Annotated in this window: 17 protein-coding genes and 1 pseudogene; 5 read left to right on the top strand and 13 right to left on the bottom strand. The window is 73.9% G+C overall.

Annotated features, from left to right (window positions below):
• Together B5D80_RS17490 and B5D80_RS17485 are read left to right on the top strand one after the other, a co-directional pair.
• On the top strand, positions 1–451 hold a 451-nt coding region (locus B5D80_RS17490; RefSeq protein ID WP_211291551.1), incomplete at its 5' end, for a cellulose binding domain-containing protein.
• A gap of 122 nt (positions 452–573) precedes the next feature.
• Positions 574–2,277 (top strand): alpha/beta hydrolase family protein, encoded by a 1,704-nt coding sequence (locus tag B5D80_RS17485; RefSeq protein ID WP_211291550.1) that lies wholly within the window; start codon positions 574–576, stop codon positions 2,275–2,277.
• A gap of 17 nt (positions 2,278–2,294) precedes the next feature.
• Here B5D80_RS17485 and B5D80_RS17480 read toward each other — a convergent pair whose 3' ends face one another.
• Genes B5D80_RS17480 through B5D80_RS17460 form a run of 5 tightly spaced genes read right to left on the bottom strand, consistent with a single transcriptional unit; the run spans position 2,295 to position 8,005 of the window.
• Positions 2,295–3,710, bottom strand: a complete 1,416-nt coding sequence (locus B5D80_RS17480) for a DUF6297 family protein (RefSeq protein ID WP_088644944.1) — start codon at positions 3,708–3,710, stop codon at positions 2,295–2,297.
• A 1-nt stretch (position 3,711) separates the two neighbouring features.
• Positions 3,712–4,329 (bottom strand): ABC transporter ATP-binding protein, encoded by a 618-nt coding sequence (locus B5D80_RS17475; protein ID WP_088644943.1) that lies wholly within the window; start codon positions 4,327–4,329, stop codon positions 3,712–3,714.
• A gap of 57 nt (positions 4,330–4,386) precedes the next feature.
• Complete coding sequence (locus tag B5D80_RS17470; RefSeq protein ID WP_088644942.1) at positions 4,387–5,310, bottom strand: carbohydrate ABC transporter permease; 924 nt, start codon at positions 5,308–5,310, stop codon at positions 4,387–4,389.
• Positions 5,307–6,329 carry an ABC transporter permease gene (locus tag B5D80_RS17465; RefSeq protein WP_211291549.1) on the bottom strand — a complete coding sequence of 341 codons (1,023 nt, stop codon included), beginning with the start codon at positions 6,327–6,329 and terminating at the stop codon, positions 5,307–5,309. The genes B5D80_RS17470 and B5D80_RS17465 overlap by 4 nt, the downstream gene beginning before the upstream one ends.
• Entirely contained in the window at positions 6,326–8,005 is a 1,680-nt protein-coding gene (locus B5D80_RS17460) for an extracellular solute-binding protein (RefSeq protein WP_088644941.1), read from the bottom strand. The genes B5D80_RS17465 and B5D80_RS17460 overlap by 4 nt, the downstream gene beginning before the upstream one ends.
• Positions 8,006–8,224: 219 nt before the next feature.
• Between B5D80_RS17460 and B5D80_RS17455 the strand changes: the two genes are divergently transcribed.
• A complete protein-coding gene (locus B5D80_RS17455) occupies positions 8,225–8,755 on the top strand; it encodes a P-loop NTPase family protein (RefSeq protein ID WP_088644940.1) in 531 nt (176 codons plus the stop codon).
• A 27-nt stretch (positions 8,756–8,782) separates the two neighbouring features.
• Here the strand turns inward: B5D80_RS17455 and B5D80_RS17450 are convergent, their stop codons facing one another.
• A complete protein-coding gene (locus B5D80_RS17450) occupies positions 8,783–9,598 on the bottom strand; it encodes a hypothetical protein (RefSeq protein WP_088644939.1) in 816 nt (271 codons plus the stop codon).
• Positions 9,588–10,100 carry an RNA polymerase sigma factor gene (locus tag B5D80_RS17445; RefSeq protein ID WP_088644938.1) on the bottom strand — a complete coding sequence of 171 codons (513 nt, stop codon included), beginning with the start codon at positions 10,098–10,100 and terminating at the stop codon, positions 9,588–9,590. Before B5D80_RS17445 ends, B5D80_RS17450 begins: the two co-directional genes overlap by 11 nt.
• Positions 10,101–11,063: 963 nt before the next feature.
• Here B5D80_RS17445 and B5D80_RS17435 point away from each other — a divergent pair.
• Positions 11,064–11,594 carry a GNAT family N-acetyltransferase gene (locus B5D80_RS17435; RefSeq protein ID WP_088644937.1) on the top strand — a complete coding sequence of 177 codons (531 nt, stop codon included), beginning with the start codon at positions 11,064–11,066 and terminating at the stop codon, positions 11,592–11,594.
• A gap of 106 nt (positions 11,595–11,700) precedes the next feature.
• Positions 11,701–12,315 (top strand): dihydrofolate reductase family protein, encoded by a 615-nt coding sequence (locus B5D80_RS17430; protein ID WP_088644936.1) that lies wholly within the window; start codon positions 11,701–11,703, stop codon positions 12,313–12,315.
• 54 nt (positions 12,316–12,369) lie between these two features.
• On the opposite strand, the gene B5D80_RS34395 is transcribed toward B5D80_RS17430, so the two are convergent.
• From B5D80_RS34395 to B5D80_RS17405, 6 genes and pseudogenes are all read right to left on the bottom strand, one after another.
• On the bottom strand, positions 12,370–12,720 hold the full coding sequence (locus B5D80_RS34395) for a hypothetical protein (RefSeq protein WP_245854694.1): 351 nt from the start codon (positions 12,718–12,720) through the stop codon (positions 12,370–12,372).
• Between the two features lie 92 nt (positions 12,721–12,812).
• Positions 12,813–13,136: pseudogene (locus B5D80_RS35130) on the bottom strand (ankyrin repeat domain-containing protein); the annotation flags it as partial.
• A gap of 56 nt (positions 13,137–13,192) precedes the next feature.
• A complete protein-coding gene (locus B5D80_RS17420; protein WP_088644935.1) occupies positions 13,193–13,864 on the bottom strand; it encodes a TOPRIM nucleotidyl transferase/hydrolase domain-containing protein in 672 nt (223 codons plus the stop codon).
• A gap of 64 nt (positions 13,865–13,928) precedes the next feature.
• Entirely contained in the window at positions 13,929–14,537 is a 609-nt protein-coding gene (locus B5D80_RS17415) for a histidine phosphatase family protein (RefSeq protein ID WP_088644934.1), read from the bottom strand.
• Entirely contained in the window at positions 14,534–15,340 is an 807-nt protein-coding gene (locus B5D80_RS17410; RefSeq protein WP_088644933.1) for a CbtA family protein, read from the bottom strand. Before B5D80_RS17410 ends, B5D80_RS17415 begins: the two co-directional genes overlap by 4 nt.
• On the bottom strand, positions 15,331–15,534 hold the full coding sequence (locus B5D80_RS17405; RefSeq protein ID WP_088644932.1) for a CbtB domain-containing protein: 204 nt from the start codon (positions 15,532–15,534) through the stop codon (positions 15,331–15,333). Before B5D80_RS17405 ends, B5D80_RS17410 begins: the two co-directional genes overlap by 10 nt.
• Positions 15,535–15,594: the final 60 nt, after the last annotated feature.

The following is a 15,594-nucleotide window of genomic DNA, read 5'->3' as shown; positions in this document are numbered from 1 at the left end:
GCCGACGACGCCGCCGCCGACGACGCCGCCGCCGACGACGCCGCCGCCGACGACGCCGCCGCCGACGACGCCCCCGCCGACGACGCCCCCGCCGACCACGCCCCCGCCCACCACGCCGCCGGTCACCCCGCCGCCCGTCTCCTGCCGGGTCGTCTGGCAGCCCAACCAGTGGAACGGCGGGTTCACCGCCGAGGTGTCGATCACCAACCTGGGATTCTCGGTCACCAGTTGGACGTTGACCTGGTCCTTCGCCGCCGACCAGCGGATCACCAACGCCTGGAACGCGCAGGTCACCCAGTCCGGCGCCGCCGTCACCGCCCGCAACGTCGCCTGGAACGGCACCGTGCCGCAGAGCGGCACGGTCAGCTTCGGCGTGCAGGGCACCTCCGGTGCGAGCAACCCGCGCCCGGCCGCGTTCCAGTTCAACGGGGGCACCTGCCTGGTCCAGTGATCCGCGACGGGGCCGGTCCGGGCACCCCCCGGACCGGCAGCCGTCCGCCGCGCCACCCGGGCCCGTCCGGGCGACGCGGTCGCGTCGTCGCCGTACGCGCCGGCGTCGGTCGAACCGGGGCAATGTGCCGGATTCGCCGACGCCGGCCGTCGTTCCGGTGGAGCCTTCGAGAGACGCGATCGCGCACGGTACGGCGGAACGGGGTGGTCTTGAATCGAAGGTTCGTCGGGCTGCTGCTGGTGACCGGCCTGGTGCCGATGATCGAGGCCACCGTGCTGGTCGCCCTCGGATTCCGGGCCGCCGAGGGCATCCCCCCGCAGCTCACCGCCCTGTGGCCGTACGACACCTACCACGACCTGCGGTGGCTCTACGTCTACCACCGGTCGTGGTGGGAGTTCGCGCTCTGGCTGATCTACGTGCTGGTCGCCCGGGGCCTGTTCACCACCGGCCTGGTGCTGCTGGCCTGGCCGTCCGGGGTGCCCCGGCCGTCACTGGGCTGGCTGCTGCGCCGCAACGTCGTGCTCGGCGTGCTGGTCGGCGGGTTCGTCGCGCCCTGGGCGGCGATCTCGGTGGCGGCGTCGGTGGTCGCCCTGTCCTGGGTGCTGCTGGCGTCGCTGCTGCCGATGTTCCTGCTCGCGCCGTTCCTGCAACGGGTGGCGGTGGTGGAGCACTGGTGGCGGGGGCTGCCGTCGATCTCGCTGGTCGGCTGGTCGCTGCTGAACTTCGTGGTGCTGACCGTGGCCGGTGCGCTGTGCTGGGTGGTGCCCGGCTGGTGGACGGTGCCGGTGGCCGGGGTGGCGGGGGCGCTCAACGGGGTGCTGTGGAACCGGACGGTCCGGGCCGCGCTGCTGCCCTCGCGGGTGCGCTGGGCCCGGGTGCCGGTGACCCCGCTGGCGGCGCTGCTGGCCGTCGCCGTGCCGCTGGTCATCCCGCCGGTGACCGACCTGGTCCCGGGCAACGAGCAGTGGATCAGGACGGCGGTGCTGGAACGACCGCTGCCCGCCGCGGTCACCCACGCGGTGATCGTGCTCACCGGCTACGGCTCGGACTACGGTGGTGAGCAGCCGTCCGACCCCCGGGTGCAGCGTTTCTCCTACCGGGGCCTCGACCCCGCCGGGAAGCCGCTGGCGTACCGGTCGGCGGACACCACCCGGTCGATGGCGGACAGCGTGGCGCTGCTCGCCCGGCAGGTGGAGCTGCTGCACCGGCGCACCGGACGGCAGGTGGCGCTGATCGGGGAGAGCGAGGGGGCGATGGTGGCCCGCACCTATCTGGCCCGGCGGCGCGACCCGGCGGTCGACATCCTCGTCATGTTCAGCCCGTTGATCTACGCCGGCCGGGCCTACTACCCGCCCCCGCACCACGACCAGGGCTGGGGAGTGGTCACCGGCTGGCAACTGCGGGCCATCTTCGGGCTCGCCGACGTCGGCGGCGGTCCGGACGAGCCGTTCATCCGGTCGCTGCTCGACGACGCGCCGTTCTACCGCAACCAGCTGATGTGTCCCGTGCCGGGGGTCCGGATCGTCGCCTTCCTGCCCACCGCGACGGCCACCGAGGCGCCGCCGGGGGAGTACAGCCGGATTCCGGTCTTCCAGATCCCCGGCGTGCACGGTGGCCTGCTGGACCGCAGGCTGCTCCAGGACCGGTTGATCGACTTCCTGCTCGGCAAGCCGATCGCGCACACCCGGGCCGAGTACCCGCTGATGCAGAGCTTCGCCGCCGCCTGGCAGGCGCCGCCGCTGCCGATCGCGGCGAACCCGGCCTGGGCGGGCAACCGGCAACCCGACCCGGCGTTCACCGGGAAGGTCTGCCTGCCGGCCCGCTGAGCGCCCGGCCGCCGCCGTCACCCCGCGAGCAGTTGGACGACGACCAGCACGGCGACCAGGTCCGGGCCGCGCAGCACCTGACGGACCAGGTCGACGGGCACCATCGCGAACGGGGTGCTCACCATCGCCCCGCCGTACCGCATGGGTGGGCGGGTGCCGGCCCAGAAGGCGGCCGTCACGACCCCGAGCAGCAGCACCGCGTCGAGCGCGACGGGGACCGGCCGCAGCGCCGGCAGGGTGGCCAGATACCACACGGTGGCACCGACACCCGGCACGACGAGGTGCGTCAGCCGCAGCAGGGTGTCGCTGCCGCCCAGGGACCGCCGCAGGCCCGCCGACCGGCTCACCGCGCGCAGCCCGCCGGTGAGCCGACCGGTGGACAGGTACGCCAGGACCAGGTGCGCGGGACCCGCGATCGACGGCAGCGCCACCGCGACGGCGTACATGGCCAGCAGCGCCCCGGCCCAGCCGACGAGGGCACCCCGACGGCGCGCCAACCGGCGTACCTCCGCCTGGAGCAGCACCGCGAACCGGCCGCCGGCCCGTAGGGGTCGGCCGCGTACCAGACCGACCGCGCGCCACCGGCGGCTCTCCACCAGCGCGGCGAGCAGCGACGGGTCCAGCAGCACGGCGGCGGTGGTCGCGGCGTTGGCGAACTGCGCCCCGGTGGTCAGCGCCGCCCGGTCCACCCGGGGCAGCCGCCGGTACGCGCTGCCGGTCGACGCCAGCGCCACCGGCAGCAGCACCAGGCCGACGACGGGGGTCAGCGGCACCGGCGGCAGCGGCGGGGACCATCCGGTGGCGTGCCCGAGCACCACCAGCACCGCGATCGTGGCTCCGACGGCGGGTAGTCCGACGGCGGGCAGTCGCGCCCAGTGGGGCGTGGGGGCCGTGCCCTGGGCGACGACGGCCCACCCGGTCGCGGTGGCCCCGCCGGTGAGGCCGGCCAACGCCGCCCATGCCAGGTCGGCGGGGCGGTCGAGGCCACCGGCGTACGCGGCTGCCACCGCCAGCAGCCCGACACCGATGGTGCCGCCGCCGACCAGGCCGCCGAACCGGGGGAGCAGCCACGCCCGGCGGTCCACCGGGGAGCTGACCAGCCAGGCATGGGCGGCCGGGGTGACCAGCAGCGGCCCGGTCAGCCGCAGGCCCCACCAGACGAGCCCGGCCCCCGCCGTCACGGCGGCCACGGCGATCCAGTACCTGTCACCCGGGTCGGTCCGGGCGACCTGCGGGGCCGCCAGGTGGTCGCGGATCGCGGCGACCGCGAACCAGCCGTACAGGGCGACGAACAGGACCACGACGTAGGCGTCGGTGAGCACCTCGCCCAGCGAACCGGGATGGTGCCGGCGGCGGGCCTGACGCAGCCGGGCCCGTAGCTGCCGGGGCGTGGGCCCGACCACCGCCGGCGGGAGGGTCCTGGTCGACGTCACCTCAGCCGCCGATCTCGATCCGCCGGTCGGCGACCCTGTCGATCAGTTCGGTGTCGTGCGACGCCATCAGCACCGCCGTGCCGGCCGCCTTCTCCCGCAGCAGCCGCTGCGCCAGCCAGGCCCGGCCCCGGACGTCGAGGCGCTGCTCCGGCTCGTCGAGGACGAGCAGCCGGCGCGGGCGCACGAAGCAGGAGGCGAGGGCGAGACGGCGGCGCTGCCCGCTGGACAGCGTCGCCGGAAGCTGGTCGCGGGCCGGTTCGAGAGCCAACTCGGCGAGCACCTCCGCGACGGGTTCGGCGGTGCCGCCGTGGGCGTAGGCGAGCAGTTCGAGGTGTTCCACGACGGACAGGTCGGGAAAGAAGTCGATGTCGTCGAGGGCGGCGGCGACCGCCGCCCGGACCCGGGGATCGGTCTCGTCGCAACGCCGGCCGTCGAGCAGGACCTCGCCCTCGTCCGGGCGGTCCGCCCCGACGACGCAGCGCAGCAGGGTGGTCTTGCCGGAGCCGTTGGGCCCGACGACCACGGCGATCTGACCCGCGTCGAGCTGGAAGCGCACGTCGTCGAGGACGACCAGCGCGCCGAACCGGCGGGTCAGTCCGCGTACGGCAAGGGTGCTCACGACCGCCTACTGTCGCACGCGGGCCGGCACCCCCGCCGACCCGGCCCGCCGCGACGGTCAGCCCTTCACGGCGCCGATCAGCACGCCCTTGATGAAGTGCCGCTGGATGAACGGGTAGACCGCGACGATCGGGGCGACGGTGAGCACCACCACCGCCATCTTGATCGCCTCGGTCGGTGGCATCGACACCCCGGTGCTGCCGCCGGAGGTGTGCGGGGCCTGCCCGGCCAGCAGGTAGCTCTGCAACACCCGCTGGATCGGGTACATGTCGTTGCGGTCGATGAACAGCAGCGCGTCGAACCAGACGTTCCAGTAGCTCACCGCGTAGAACAACCCCACCACGGCGATGACCGCCCGGGACAACGGCAGCACGATCCGCATCAGGGTACGGAAGTGGCTGGCCCCGTCGACCCGGGCGCTGTCCAGCAGCTCCTGCGGGATGCCCTGGAAGAAGCCCCGCACCACGACCAGGTTGAACACGCTGATCGCCGGCGGCAGGACCAGCGCCCAGATGGTGTCCTTGAGGCCCAGCCCGGTCACCACCAGGTACTTCGGCACCAGCGGCGGGTAGACCAGGAACGGGACCAGGAAGTAGACCAGCAGCCAGCGGTAGCCCACCGAACGCGGCTGGGACAGCCCGTACGCGGCGAGCACCGTCACGGTCAGCGCCAGCGCGCTGCCGATGACGGTGACCAGCGTGCTGATCCACAGGGCCCGGGTGACCGCCCCACCGGCGAAGATCGTCTCGTAGGCGGCGGTGTCGATGCCCCGGGGGACGACCACGAGGCCGCCGGCCTCGGCGAGGGTCTCCCGGGAGGACAGGCTGGTCACCAGGATCACCCAGAGCGGGAAGAGCACGCTGAGCACGAGCAGGGCCAGGAAGGTGGCCTTGAGCCCCTGGCCGATCCGGGTCGGTGGTTCCTCCCAGACCGGCCGGCGGTCGCGCCCCGCGCGGGCCCTCGGTGCGACGGTGGTGGTCATTTCGAGTAGATCCCCCGTTCGCCGAGCAGGTGCGCGACCCGGTTCGCGGCCAGGATCAGGCCCAGCCCGATCGCCGCCTTGAACAGGCCGGCCGCCGCGCCGTAGCCGTAGTTCCCGGTGGCGATGGAGAAGTGGTAGACGAACGTGTCGAGCACCTCGGCGGCCTGCCGGCCCACCGCGTCGCGTTGCAGCAGGAACTGTTCGAAGCCGACCGAGAGCGCGTCGCCCAGCCGCAGGATGAGCAGCAGCACGATCACCGGGCGCAGGCCGGGCAGGGTGATGTGCCACAGCCGCCGCCACCGGCCGGCGCCGTCGGCCGCCGCCGCCTCGTAGAGGCTGGTGTCGATGGTGGACAACGCGGCGAGGAAGACGATGGTGCCCCAGCCGACGTCCTTCCAGACCGCCTCGGCGGTGACCAGGATGATGAACGTGTCCGGGTTGGTCATCACGTTCCACGGCTGCATGCCGGCGTCGCGCATGGTCTGCGCGAGCAGGCCGGCACCGCCGAGCATGGCGACGAAGAAGCTGACCACGAGCACCCAGCTGAAGAAGTGTGGCAGGTAGACGACGGTCTGCACGAAGCCACGCCACCGGCTGGACAGCAGGTTGTGCAGCATGATCGCCAGGAAGATCGGCAGCGGGAAGAAGAACACCAGCTGGAACGCGGTGATCGCCAGGGTGTTGCGCAGCGCGTCCCAGAACGCCGAGTCCTCGAACAACAGCTGGAACTGCCCGAAGCCGATCCAGTTGCTGCGGGCGAACGCCTGCAACGGGTTGTCCCCCAGGTAGGGGTTGTAGTCCTGGAAGGCGATGACGTTGCCCAGGATCGGCAGGTAGCTGAAGACCAGCAGGACGAGGAACCCGGGCGTCACCATGAGCAGCAGCTGCCAGTCCCGGGCGAGCCGGGTGCGCAGCGGCACCCGGCGACGGGCGGGGCGGCGGCCGCGCCCCGCCCGGGTTGGCCCGTCGGGCCGGGTCCGGTCGGACCCGGCCACGACGGTGGTGTCGCGAATGGTCATCGCCCGGCCTTGGGCAGCGACTTGGCGAGCAGTTCCCGCGCTTCCTCGCCCCCGTTGGCCTTCCACTCCTGCACGATGGCGTCGATGTCGGACAGCGGCCGGCGGCCCCGCAGCATGTCGGTGATCTTGTCCTCGGTGGGCACCTGGTTGGCCTTGTACGCGGCCGGCATCTCCAGCTTCACCCCGTCCCACGGGTCCTTCTCCAGGAACTTCACCATGGCGTTGGAGTAGTTCAGCAGGTCCGGCACGTAGTTCGGGGTCTCCGGGTACGGGCCGATGGTGGGGTTGCGGCCGCTGATGAAGAAGTACTGGTTGGCGATCTCCTTGAACGCCAGGTCGGTCTTGACCGGCCCGTTCGGCGTGCTGGTGTGGTGCTTGCCCGCCACTCCGTAGTCCCGCAGCTGCGCCTCCTGCGTGCCGAGCGGCGCGGAGCACCAGTTCATGATCCGCAGCAGTTCCTCGACCCGGTCCTTGCCGACGCCCTTCTTGACGAAGGTGAAGGAGATCGGCTCGTCGTCGCCCCAGACCAGGGGGTCGCCGCCGGTGGCCGAGAAGACCGGCACCGGCTGGATGTTCAGCTTGGGGTTGACCTTCTGGTGCTCGGCCTGGGCGCCCTGCCAGAAGCCCACCCCGTTGCGGGTGAAGACGATCGCGCCGTTCTTGGCGAACAGTTGGGCGCTGTCCGCGCCCTTGCTGGCGATGATCTCGGGGTGGACCAGACCGTCCTTGTAGATCTTGGCCATCACCTCGACGGCCTGCCGGTACTCCGGGGTCTCGTACTTGAACTCCGGGGTCCCGTCGGCCTTCAGCCGCCAGCCCTGCTTGGAGGCCGGCACCTTGTGGTACATCTGGATCATGTCGAAGACGTTGTCGAACGCCCACACCTTCTTGGCCGGGTCGGTGACCTGCTTGGCCACGGTGAGCAGGTCGTCGAGCGACGCCGGCACCGCCAGCCCGCGCGCGTCGAGCAGGTCCTTGCGGGTGAACAACGCCCAGGGGAACGGCCCGTCGGTCGGGTTGGGCACGGCCATCAGCCGCTCGTTCCACAGCGAGTTGCGCCAGGCGCCGGTGGGGAACGAGGCCAGCATCGGGTACGCGTTGGCCGCGTCGCCCTTGAGGTGGTCGGTGAGGTCCTCGAAGAGCACCTTGATCGCCTCGGAGAAGCGCGGGATCTTGTCCACCTCCCAGGCCGGCACGCAGAGCAGCTCCGGGACGTCCCGCGCGCCGAGCATCGCGTTGAGCTTGTCGGCGTAGGTGTTGCCGTCCTGGATGGTGAAGTTCACCGGCGTGCCCAGCTTCGCGTTGACCGCCTGGAGGTAGGCACTCTGCGCGGCCCCGGGTGGGGCCGGACCCCACGCGGGGGTCATCGCGGTGATCTCCTTGCCGCTGGTGCCGGGCCGCTCGGTGATCGCGTCGATCAGCGAGGTCGGGTACTTCGTGTAGCCGTCGGGCACCGGGCGGGTGCCGATGATGTCGGGCTTGATGCTCTGGGCGAGGTCCTTCCGCGTCGGCAGCAGGTTGGCTAAGGAGTCCAGGTTCTGCGCGGCGCCGGAGCCGGCCGGCTTCTCGGAGCACCCGGCGAGCAGGGGGCCGCCGGCGATGGCGGCCGTGCCGAGGCCGACCAGGCCGAGGAAGTGGCGGCGCGAGGCCGTCGAGCCGGGTTGCTGGGGTGTCATCGGTCCCCCCTTGGAAAGGGCTGGTGGTGGATTCGCAGGTGGAAGTGGAGCTAGTTGGTCTGGATGTTAAACAAACTAATGGACGGCGGGAGATTCCGACAAGAGGCATCGACGCCCGCCGTGCCGGCCGGCGACCGGCCGTCCGCGCCCGGCGACCGTCGCGCCGGACCGCCCCGGGCGCACCGTGCGGACCGCGTACCTGCTGCGTAGGCTGCCCGGATGAGCGCACCGTCCCGCATCCTGGTCTACGGGGTGTACGGCGCGGGCAAGTCCACCCTCGCCGCGCGGCTGGCCGACCGGCTGGGCCTGCCCTGGCACCCCGTCGACGACCTGCTGTGGCAGCCCGGCTGGGTCGAGGTGCCGGTGGCCGAGCAACGCGACCGGATCACCCGGATCTGCCGGGGCGAACGGTGGATCATCGACGGGGCCTACCACGGGTGGCGGGACGTGCCGCTGGCCCGCGCCGACCTCGTCGTCGCCCTGGACTACCCGCGCTGGCGGTCCTTCGGGCGGCTGCTGCGCCGTACCGTCAGCCGGCTGGTGACCGGCGAGGTGATCTGCAACGGCAACCGGGAGACGCTGGGCAGCGTGCTGTCCCGGGACTCGATCCTGCTCTGGCACGTCGGCGCGTTCGGCCGGGCCCGCCGCCGGATGCGGGCCTGGCAGGCCGACCCCACCGGACCGCCCGTGCTGCGCTTCGGCTCCCCGGCGGAACTGGACCGCTGGGTGGCCGGCCTGCCCCGGCGGTGAGCGCGGCCCGCACCCGCCCCGCCGGGGTCAGCCCTGCGGCGCGGGGCCGTTGTCGACGAACCGGAACACCGTCGTCAGCGGGGCGTCGCCCAGTTCCTCGAGGATCAGCCCGCGACGGCTGGAGAACTGGAGGTACGCCGAGTTGTTGCTGATGGCGTAGGTCCGCTGGCCGCCGGCCGTGCCGTCGACCGCGATCGAGAACAGTTGCCGCGGTTCCGTCGGCTCGCACGGGGCCCCTGCCACGGTCAGCGGCTGGGAACCCGACGAGCGGACCTGCCAGCAGGCCAGGTCGCCGTCGGCGTCCGGTTCGGCGGTGCGGACCAGGTAGGTGCCGGAGCCCTGGGGCACGAAGACGAACAGCGACCGGCCCTCGTCACCGTCGACCTCGCCGAGCCGGCCGTCGTCGAGCAGGGACACCGCGCCCTCCGCCGCCGCGGACCGCACCAGGGCGTACCGGCGCTGCCCGAGCCGCAACGGATCGGCGGTCGCCGAACCCTGCGGCGTACCCGGGGTGGCACCCGTCGCGCCGGACGTCGACCCGTCGGTCGCCGGGGTACGCGGCGTCGGCCCGGTCGACGGGGTCGCCGTGGGCGGTGCCGACGTCGTGGCGGGCGGACCGACGGGCACGGTGGCCTGCGGCGGCCCCGCCAGCCGGGCCACGGCGAAACCGGTCCCCAGCGCCCCCAGCACGACGACCCCCACCGCGGCCGTCGCGACGTGCCGCCGGCGACGCCTGTGGTCGCCCCGCCGACGGACCTCGGCGACCGTGGCGAGCCGACCGGTCTGCCCGGCGTGCCGGGCCAGCCCCCGCAGGGCGTCGTCGAGCATGTCGTCAGACCCCATGGCCCCTCCCCGCCGTCGTCTGCTGTCCGTCCCCGCTCAGGTACCCGGCCAGGCCCCGGCGGCCCCGGGCCAGCCGGGTCTTGACGGTGTTCGGATTCGCCCGGGTCTCCACGGCGATCTCGGCCACGCTGAGGCCGACCAGGTGGTGCAGCACGATGGCCCGGCGCTGCTCGCCGGGGATCCGCCGCAACGCCTCGACCAGCACGACATGATCGACCGAGACCGGCTCGACCTGCTGGGCGACCGCCTCCCGGCGGTGGGCCCGCACCCGGTTCACCGTCTTGCGCCAGGCGCTCACCGCGACCCGGTACGCCACCTTGCGCACCCACGCCTCGGGGCTGTCGCACTCCCGCACCGTCGACCAGCGGCTCCAGGCACGGGCGTACGCCTCGGCCACCGCGTCCTCGGCCTCGGTACGGCTGCCGACCATCGCGTACACCTGCCCCAGCACCCGCTGGGCCGACGAGGCGTAGAACGCGTCGAACTCCTCGGCGTCACGCATCGATCACGCTCTCCACCCACCCGGTCGCCTCTGGTCCCGTCCCACCCGGCGCGGGGCCCACCCGGCCCCGCCCCGCCCGCCCCTGCCACGCCCCGTTCCGGTCGGGCCGGTCGGGGTCGTGCCCCCGGCCGACCCGACCGGCCGAGCGTCACCGACCGACCGGCCGGCGCCGGCCCGTTGTCGGTGAACCGGAAACTGCTCGTCGGCGGGGCGTCACCCAACTCCTCGAGGATGAGGCCGGAGCGCGCGGAGGTCCGCAGGAACGCCCCGGCGCTGCTGATCAGGTACGACGGCGTGCTGCCGGCCGCCGCGACGATCTCGAACTGCTGGCGCGCGTCGTCGGTCCGGCAGGTGGCGGCCTGCACCACCAGCGGCTGGCTGTTGCCCGGATTATGCACCCGCCAGCACAGCGGGCCGGCACTGGTCCGGGCGTACGCCTTGATCAGGTACTTCCCACCGCCCAGCGGGGTCGGTACGAACAGCTGCCGCCCCTGGTCGTCGTCGACCTCGGCCAGCCGACCGGAGTCGGTCAGCGACAGGCCGCCCTCGAACGAACCGACCCGGACGATCGTGTACTGCCGGGTGCCGGTGAACCCGCGCGGGGCGGAACTCGTCTTCGGCGGGGTGGCGGACAGCCCCACCGCCACGGCCGCCGGCTTGCGCTGCGGCTCGGCCGGGGGCGCGTCGGCCCCGGGCCCCGTCTGGGCGCAGGCCGCCAGCGCGCCGGTCAGGGCCAGCAACCCGACGCCCGCGAGCCATCGTTTCGTCGACATCGTCCGCTCTTTCTGGTGGGGGATCGCGGTCGGCGTACCGGCCCGGTGGTCACCGCCGGTACCCGACTCACCCCTCAGGACGTCCGGAACGGCCCCCCGGTTTCACCGCCCACCACGATCTTTTCCGCCGGCGACCGGACCGCGGCGTCGGCGCGCCCACCCCCTCGTCCGGCGGGGGTACCTTCGGCGGATGCCTGACCTGATCGCCCCCACCGCCCACCTGCGCGACGCATGGCAGGAAGCGCACGCGGAATGGGGGCCGGGGCAGCACGAGGACGGCTTCGGACTGCGCCCGTCCGACGAGGTGGACACGCCGGCCGGGTTCGCCGCCTGGCTGGCACGACTGACGCCACCGCCGGACCGGTCTGGGGCGACCGACCACACCTGCACGTACCGCTGGATCATCGAGCGGGAGCCGGGACGGGTGCAGGTGCTCGGCGGGATCGCCCTGCGCCCCGACCACGACGAACAGGCGCACTGGGCCGGCCATCTCGGGTACGGCATCCGTCCCTCCGCACGCCGCCGGGGGCTGGCCACCTGGGCGGTGCGACGGATGCTCGCCGAGGCACGGCTACTCGGTCGGGAACGGCTGCTGGTCGTCTGCGCGACCGACAATGTTGCCTCGGCCCGGACGATCGAACGGTGCGGCGGCCTTTTCGAGGGCATCGGGGACACCCGCTTCGGCCCCACCCGACGCTACCGGATCAGGCTGCGCGGTTAGGGCCCGCTCACGACGGGCCGGACCGTCGGCCGGGGGATGGGCGATGTCCGACCGGGAAGTTTGGGATGCTGGGCCGGTCCGGCTACCGACCTGAAGGGACCTCCCGATGGCAAAGGTCATCTCCACGCTGTTCATCTCGGCCGACGGCGTGGCCGAGATCGACCCCGACTGGCACTTCCCGTACTTCGACGACAGCATGGGGCGGGCCGTCAGCGCGGACTACGACGCCGCCGACGTGCTGCTGCTCGGCCGGGAGACCTACGATAGCTTCGCCGGGGCGTGGCCCGACCGGGAGGCGGCCGGCGGCGACGACGCGCCCTTCGCCAAGCAGCTCGGCGACCTGCGCAAGGTGGTCGTCACGCGGCAGGCGAGGGAGCTGCCCTGGCGCAACTCCGAGGTGCTCGACGGCGACCTCATCGACGTCGTCACCGCGCTGCGCGACGACCCCGGTGTCGGTGGCGTCCTCATCCCCGGCTCGATCTCGGTGGTGCAGCAGTTGCTCGCCGCCGGGCTCGTCGACGAACTGCGGCTGCTGGTGCACCCGGTGGCAGCGCGCAAGGGCCGCCGGCTGTTCGACGACGGGGACACCCCGTACCACCTGCGGGTGACCACGACCGAGGTGTACCCGACCGGGGTGATCCGGGTGATCTACGCGCCGACCGACGCGCCGGCGGCGGCCGGCTACGACGAGGCCAAGGAGCAGTTGGCGGCCGGGGAGTAGCCGGCCCCCTGCCGGCAGGGCCGTCCCGTCGGGACGAGCGGTGGGCGTACCGGGTCAGGCGGTGGCGTCGGGCGGGCGCGGGTCCAGCTCGGCGGCGGTGACGGCACCGCGCGCCCGCAGCCAGCCGACCAGCTCGGTGGCGCCCCGCCGGACGGCCGCGTCCAGGGCGGTGCGGTGCTCCCACGGCGGTACCCGGTTGAGCCGCGCGCCGCGTGCCCACAGGTATCCGGCGCAGGACTGCCGCCCGCCGTGGCACGCACCCCAGAACGCCCAGTCGATCTCGTCGGTCGAGGGTGGGGCGTCGCCGGTGCAGGCCCGCTCCACCCGGTCGTGCAGGCCGAGCGTCGCCGCGTCGACGAGGGTGGTGCGGGCCCCCGGACGACCAGCCGGTACGCCGCCCGCCACTGGCCGAAGGCCCGCGCGTTCGCCAGCGGCGTGCCGTCGGCGATCACGCTCCCGGGTGCGTCGATGTCGGCACCGGCGTCCAGCAGGGCGTCGACGACGTCCACGTCGTCGCAGCTGGCCGCCCAGTGCAGCGGGGTCTCCCGGTGCGGCCCGGCGAACCGGGCGTCGACGTCGGCACCGGCGGCGACCAAGGCGGCGACGGTGGCGGCACCACGCGGGAACCGGCCCGGCCAGTCGGTGGCCACGTGCAGCAGGCTACGGACCCCGCCGACCCGGTCCGCGATGCGCCAGGCGGCCAACCCCGGATACGCGCCGAGCAGCGACCGCAGCCGGGCGAGGTCACCGTCGCGGATCGCCCCGGTCACGGCGACCGCCAGCGGATCGTCGGCAGCGAGCAGCGACGGATCACCGGTCATCTGCGCGACCCTACCCGCAGCCGGTTGCCGTGCCCCGCCGCCCGGGTACGTCGGGGTCAGTCCGCGCGGTGCGGCCGGGCGGGAAGCAGCCGGTCCAACGGCCGGGGAACCCGCTTCGGGTCGAGGGCGTGCACCAGCGCGGCAGCGTACCGGGCCTTGCGGCCGCTGGTGGTGCCGAGGAACCGGCGCAGCTGCCGCTGCACGGACCGGCCCCGCTGGGCGGGCTGGTTCTGGAAGACCCGGAACCGGTGCAGGTCACCCTCGGCGGCGAGGACGTCCTCGACTCCGGCGGGACCCGACGCGCGGATCAGTTCGTCCTCCAGGTCGGCGACGCACACCGGGAAGCCGAGCGCCTCCATCGCGGGGCGGTCCAGGCCGACGCCGAGACCGACCTGCTCCAGGCCGCGTCGGAACCAGCCCTCCTCGGCCTCGTCGCACAGCCCCCGGACGGCCAGGCCGAGACCCGGCGGGCCGAGCAGCCGCAGGAACCGGCCGGCGCTCGTCGCACCGCCGATCGGCAGCACGCAGACGCCCTCGCCGGGCAGGTCGCGGCCACGCCGTACGGCCAGCGCCTCGACCGCGCTACGGTCGCTGACCCCCTCGACGAGCACCACAGTGGTCAGCCCGTCACCGGCCAGCCGGCGGGCGAGCACGGCGGCCCGCGCCGAGTCCGGGCCGCCGGCCGCCCAGGTGTGGACGGCGACGCGGAAACGGTCCGGTTCTGGCACCCGCCGAGTCTCGCCACCAGCGGGCCCGTGCCGCCACCGGATTCGCCGGGGGCGGACCTGCCGGTCATCGCGGGTGCGGGTCCGGCGGCCCGACCGGCGCGGTGAACCGGAGCTGCCACCGGGGGCCGTACCGGCTGAGGCGCACCACCGCCAGGGGGACGACGTCCAGCCGGGGCAGGGCGGCCATCGGCAGGTCGAGCGCGTGCACGACCGCCACCCGGACCACCATCGGATGGGTCACCGCGACGATCCGCCGGCCCGGCCCGAGCCGGTCGTCGAGCCAGCCGGCGACCCGGTCGCGCAGCGCGGCGAGGGACTCCCCGCCGTGCGGCGTCGCCCCGGGCGTCTCCCACCACTGGCGCAGCGCCCCGGGCTCCCGCGCCCCGACGTCGGCCAGGCTGCGGCCGGCCCAGCCGCCGTAGTCGCAGTCGGCCAGCGCGGCCTCGACGGTGGGCCGCAACCCGAGCGCGGACGCGGTCTGCACCGCCGCGGTCGCCGGGCTGGTCAGGCAGGTGTCCACAGTGCCCAGTGGCCCGGTCCGCCCGTGACCGGCCAGGGCGAGGGCGGCCTGTCGACCGCCCTCGTCCAGGTCGTCGTCGCCCGCGCCGAACACCGCCCGCCGTAGCGCGCCGGTGTGGGCGTGGGCGACCAGCCGCAGGCTGGTCGAGGTCACGGGCGGGCCGGCGTGCCCTGACCGGAGAGCGGCTCGCCGGCCCGGTCACCGGGGCGCGGCCCACCCCCGGTACGTCGGCTCATCAGGGCGCTGAACAGCAGGCCGACGGCGACCCAGAGCACCACCTGGGTGCCGAGCGACGCCAGCCGGAAGTTCCACAGCAGCGTTGCCGGGAAGTCGTCCGGGACCTCCTGGAACGACGGCAGGACGACGTACCCGACGCCGGCGACCAGGGCGAACCCGCCGAGGGCCGCGCCGTACCGTTGCCAGGGCGGCGCGTCGGCGCGGACCGAACGGTAGCCCAGCGTGCCCGCCCAGACGGCCACCAGGCCGAGCACCACCAACGCCAGGTAGGCGACGGTGCGCTGGTCGATGGTGTCGGGGTTGCCGACCGCCGGGGGATTGGCCGGGTACTTCCCGAACGGCACGAGCACCACGCCGAGCAGTGCGCCGCCCGCCAGCAGCAACGCCGACCGGCCGTCGTCGGCGGCCGGGAAACGTCGGCGCAGCAGCACGTACGCGGTCGCGAGCAGGCCACCCATCGCCGTCCCGAACAGCCCGGTGGCCAGGAACAGACCGAACCGCTGCCCGTCCCGGCCGACCAGGTCCTCGGCGTGGTGGTCGTCGGCCACCGGCCCGGTGTGGGTGGCGGCCTCCTCGATCGCGATGGCCGCGTCGATGCGCGGCTCACCGACGAGGTAGCCGAAACCGCCCGCGAGCAGGCCGGCGACGAGGCCGGCGAGCAGGCCGCGGATCAGGACGGTGACGAAGGTGGGTGGATTGTGGGCAGGGGTCAGTGGCACGGGACACCGAGCAGGTGCCGGCCGTCGTGCATCAGCTCGTGCAGGAACATGCCGCTGCGCGAGACCGCACCCTGGTCGAACGCGACCAGGTAGGTGAGCAGCAGGAGTACGCCGACGACGGCCAGGGCCGCCCACCACAGACGGGCGGACCCGACGGGGTGCACCAGCGGCTGGGCAGGAGTGGGACTCGACATGGGATTCGAACCTTCCCGGGGATGACGCGTCCCCATCGCAAGGCTGCGGACGACCGAGCG

The sequence above is a fragment of the Micromonospora wenchangensis genome (assembly GCF_002210435.1).
Taxonomy (GTDB): Bacteria; Actinomycetota; Actinomycetes; order Mycobacteriales; family Micromonosporaceae; genus Micromonospora; species Micromonospora wenchangensis.
This window is presented reverse-complemented; position numbering and strand designations above follow the sequence as displayed.

What these genes read in the sequence shown, in the direction of transcription:
- B5D80_RS17485 (WP_211291550.1), top strand. Translation starts at nt 574, where the DNA reads ATGTGCCGGATTCGCCGACGCCGGCCGTCGTTCCGGTGGAGCCTTCGA.
- B5D80_RS17470 (WP_088644942.1), bottom strand. Translation starts at nt 5,310, where the DNA reads ATGACCACCACCGTCGCACCGAGGGCCCGCGCGGGGCGCGACCGCCGG.
- B5D80_RS17465 (WP_211291549.1), bottom strand. Translation starts at nt 6,329, where the DNA reads ATGACCATTCGCGACACCACCGTCGTGGCCGGGTCCGACCGGACCCGG.
- B5D80_RS17460 (WP_088644941.1), bottom strand. Translation starts at nt 8,005, where the DNA reads ATGACACCCCAGCAACCCGGCTCGACGGCCTCGCGCCGCCACTTCCTC.
- B5D80_RS17455 (WP_088644940.1), top strand. Translation starts at nt 8,225, where the DNA reads ATGAGCGCACCGTCCCGCATCCTGGTCTACGGGGTGTACGGCGCGGGC.
- B5D80_RS17450 (WP_088644939.1), bottom strand. Translation starts at nt 9,598, where the DNA reads ATGGGGTCTGACGACATGCTCGACGACGCCCTGCGGGGGCTGGCCCGG.
- B5D80_RS17445 (WP_088644938.1), bottom strand. Translation starts at nt 10,100, where the DNA reads ATGCGTGACGCCGAGGAGTTCGACGCGTTCTACGCCTCGTCGGCCCAG.
- B5D80_RS17435 (WP_088644937.1), top strand. Translation starts at nt 11,064, where the DNA reads ATGCCTGACCTGATCGCCCCCACCGCCCACCTGCGCGACGCATGGCAG.
- B5D80_RS17430 (WP_088644936.1), top strand. Translation starts at nt 11,701, where the DNA reads ATGGCAAAGGTCATCTCCACGCTGTTCATCTCGGCCGACGGCGTGGCC.
- B5D80_RS17405 (WP_088644932.1), bottom strand. Translation starts at nt 15,534, where the DNA reads ATGTCGAGTCCCACTCCTGCCCAGCCGCTGGTGCACCCCGTCGGGTCC.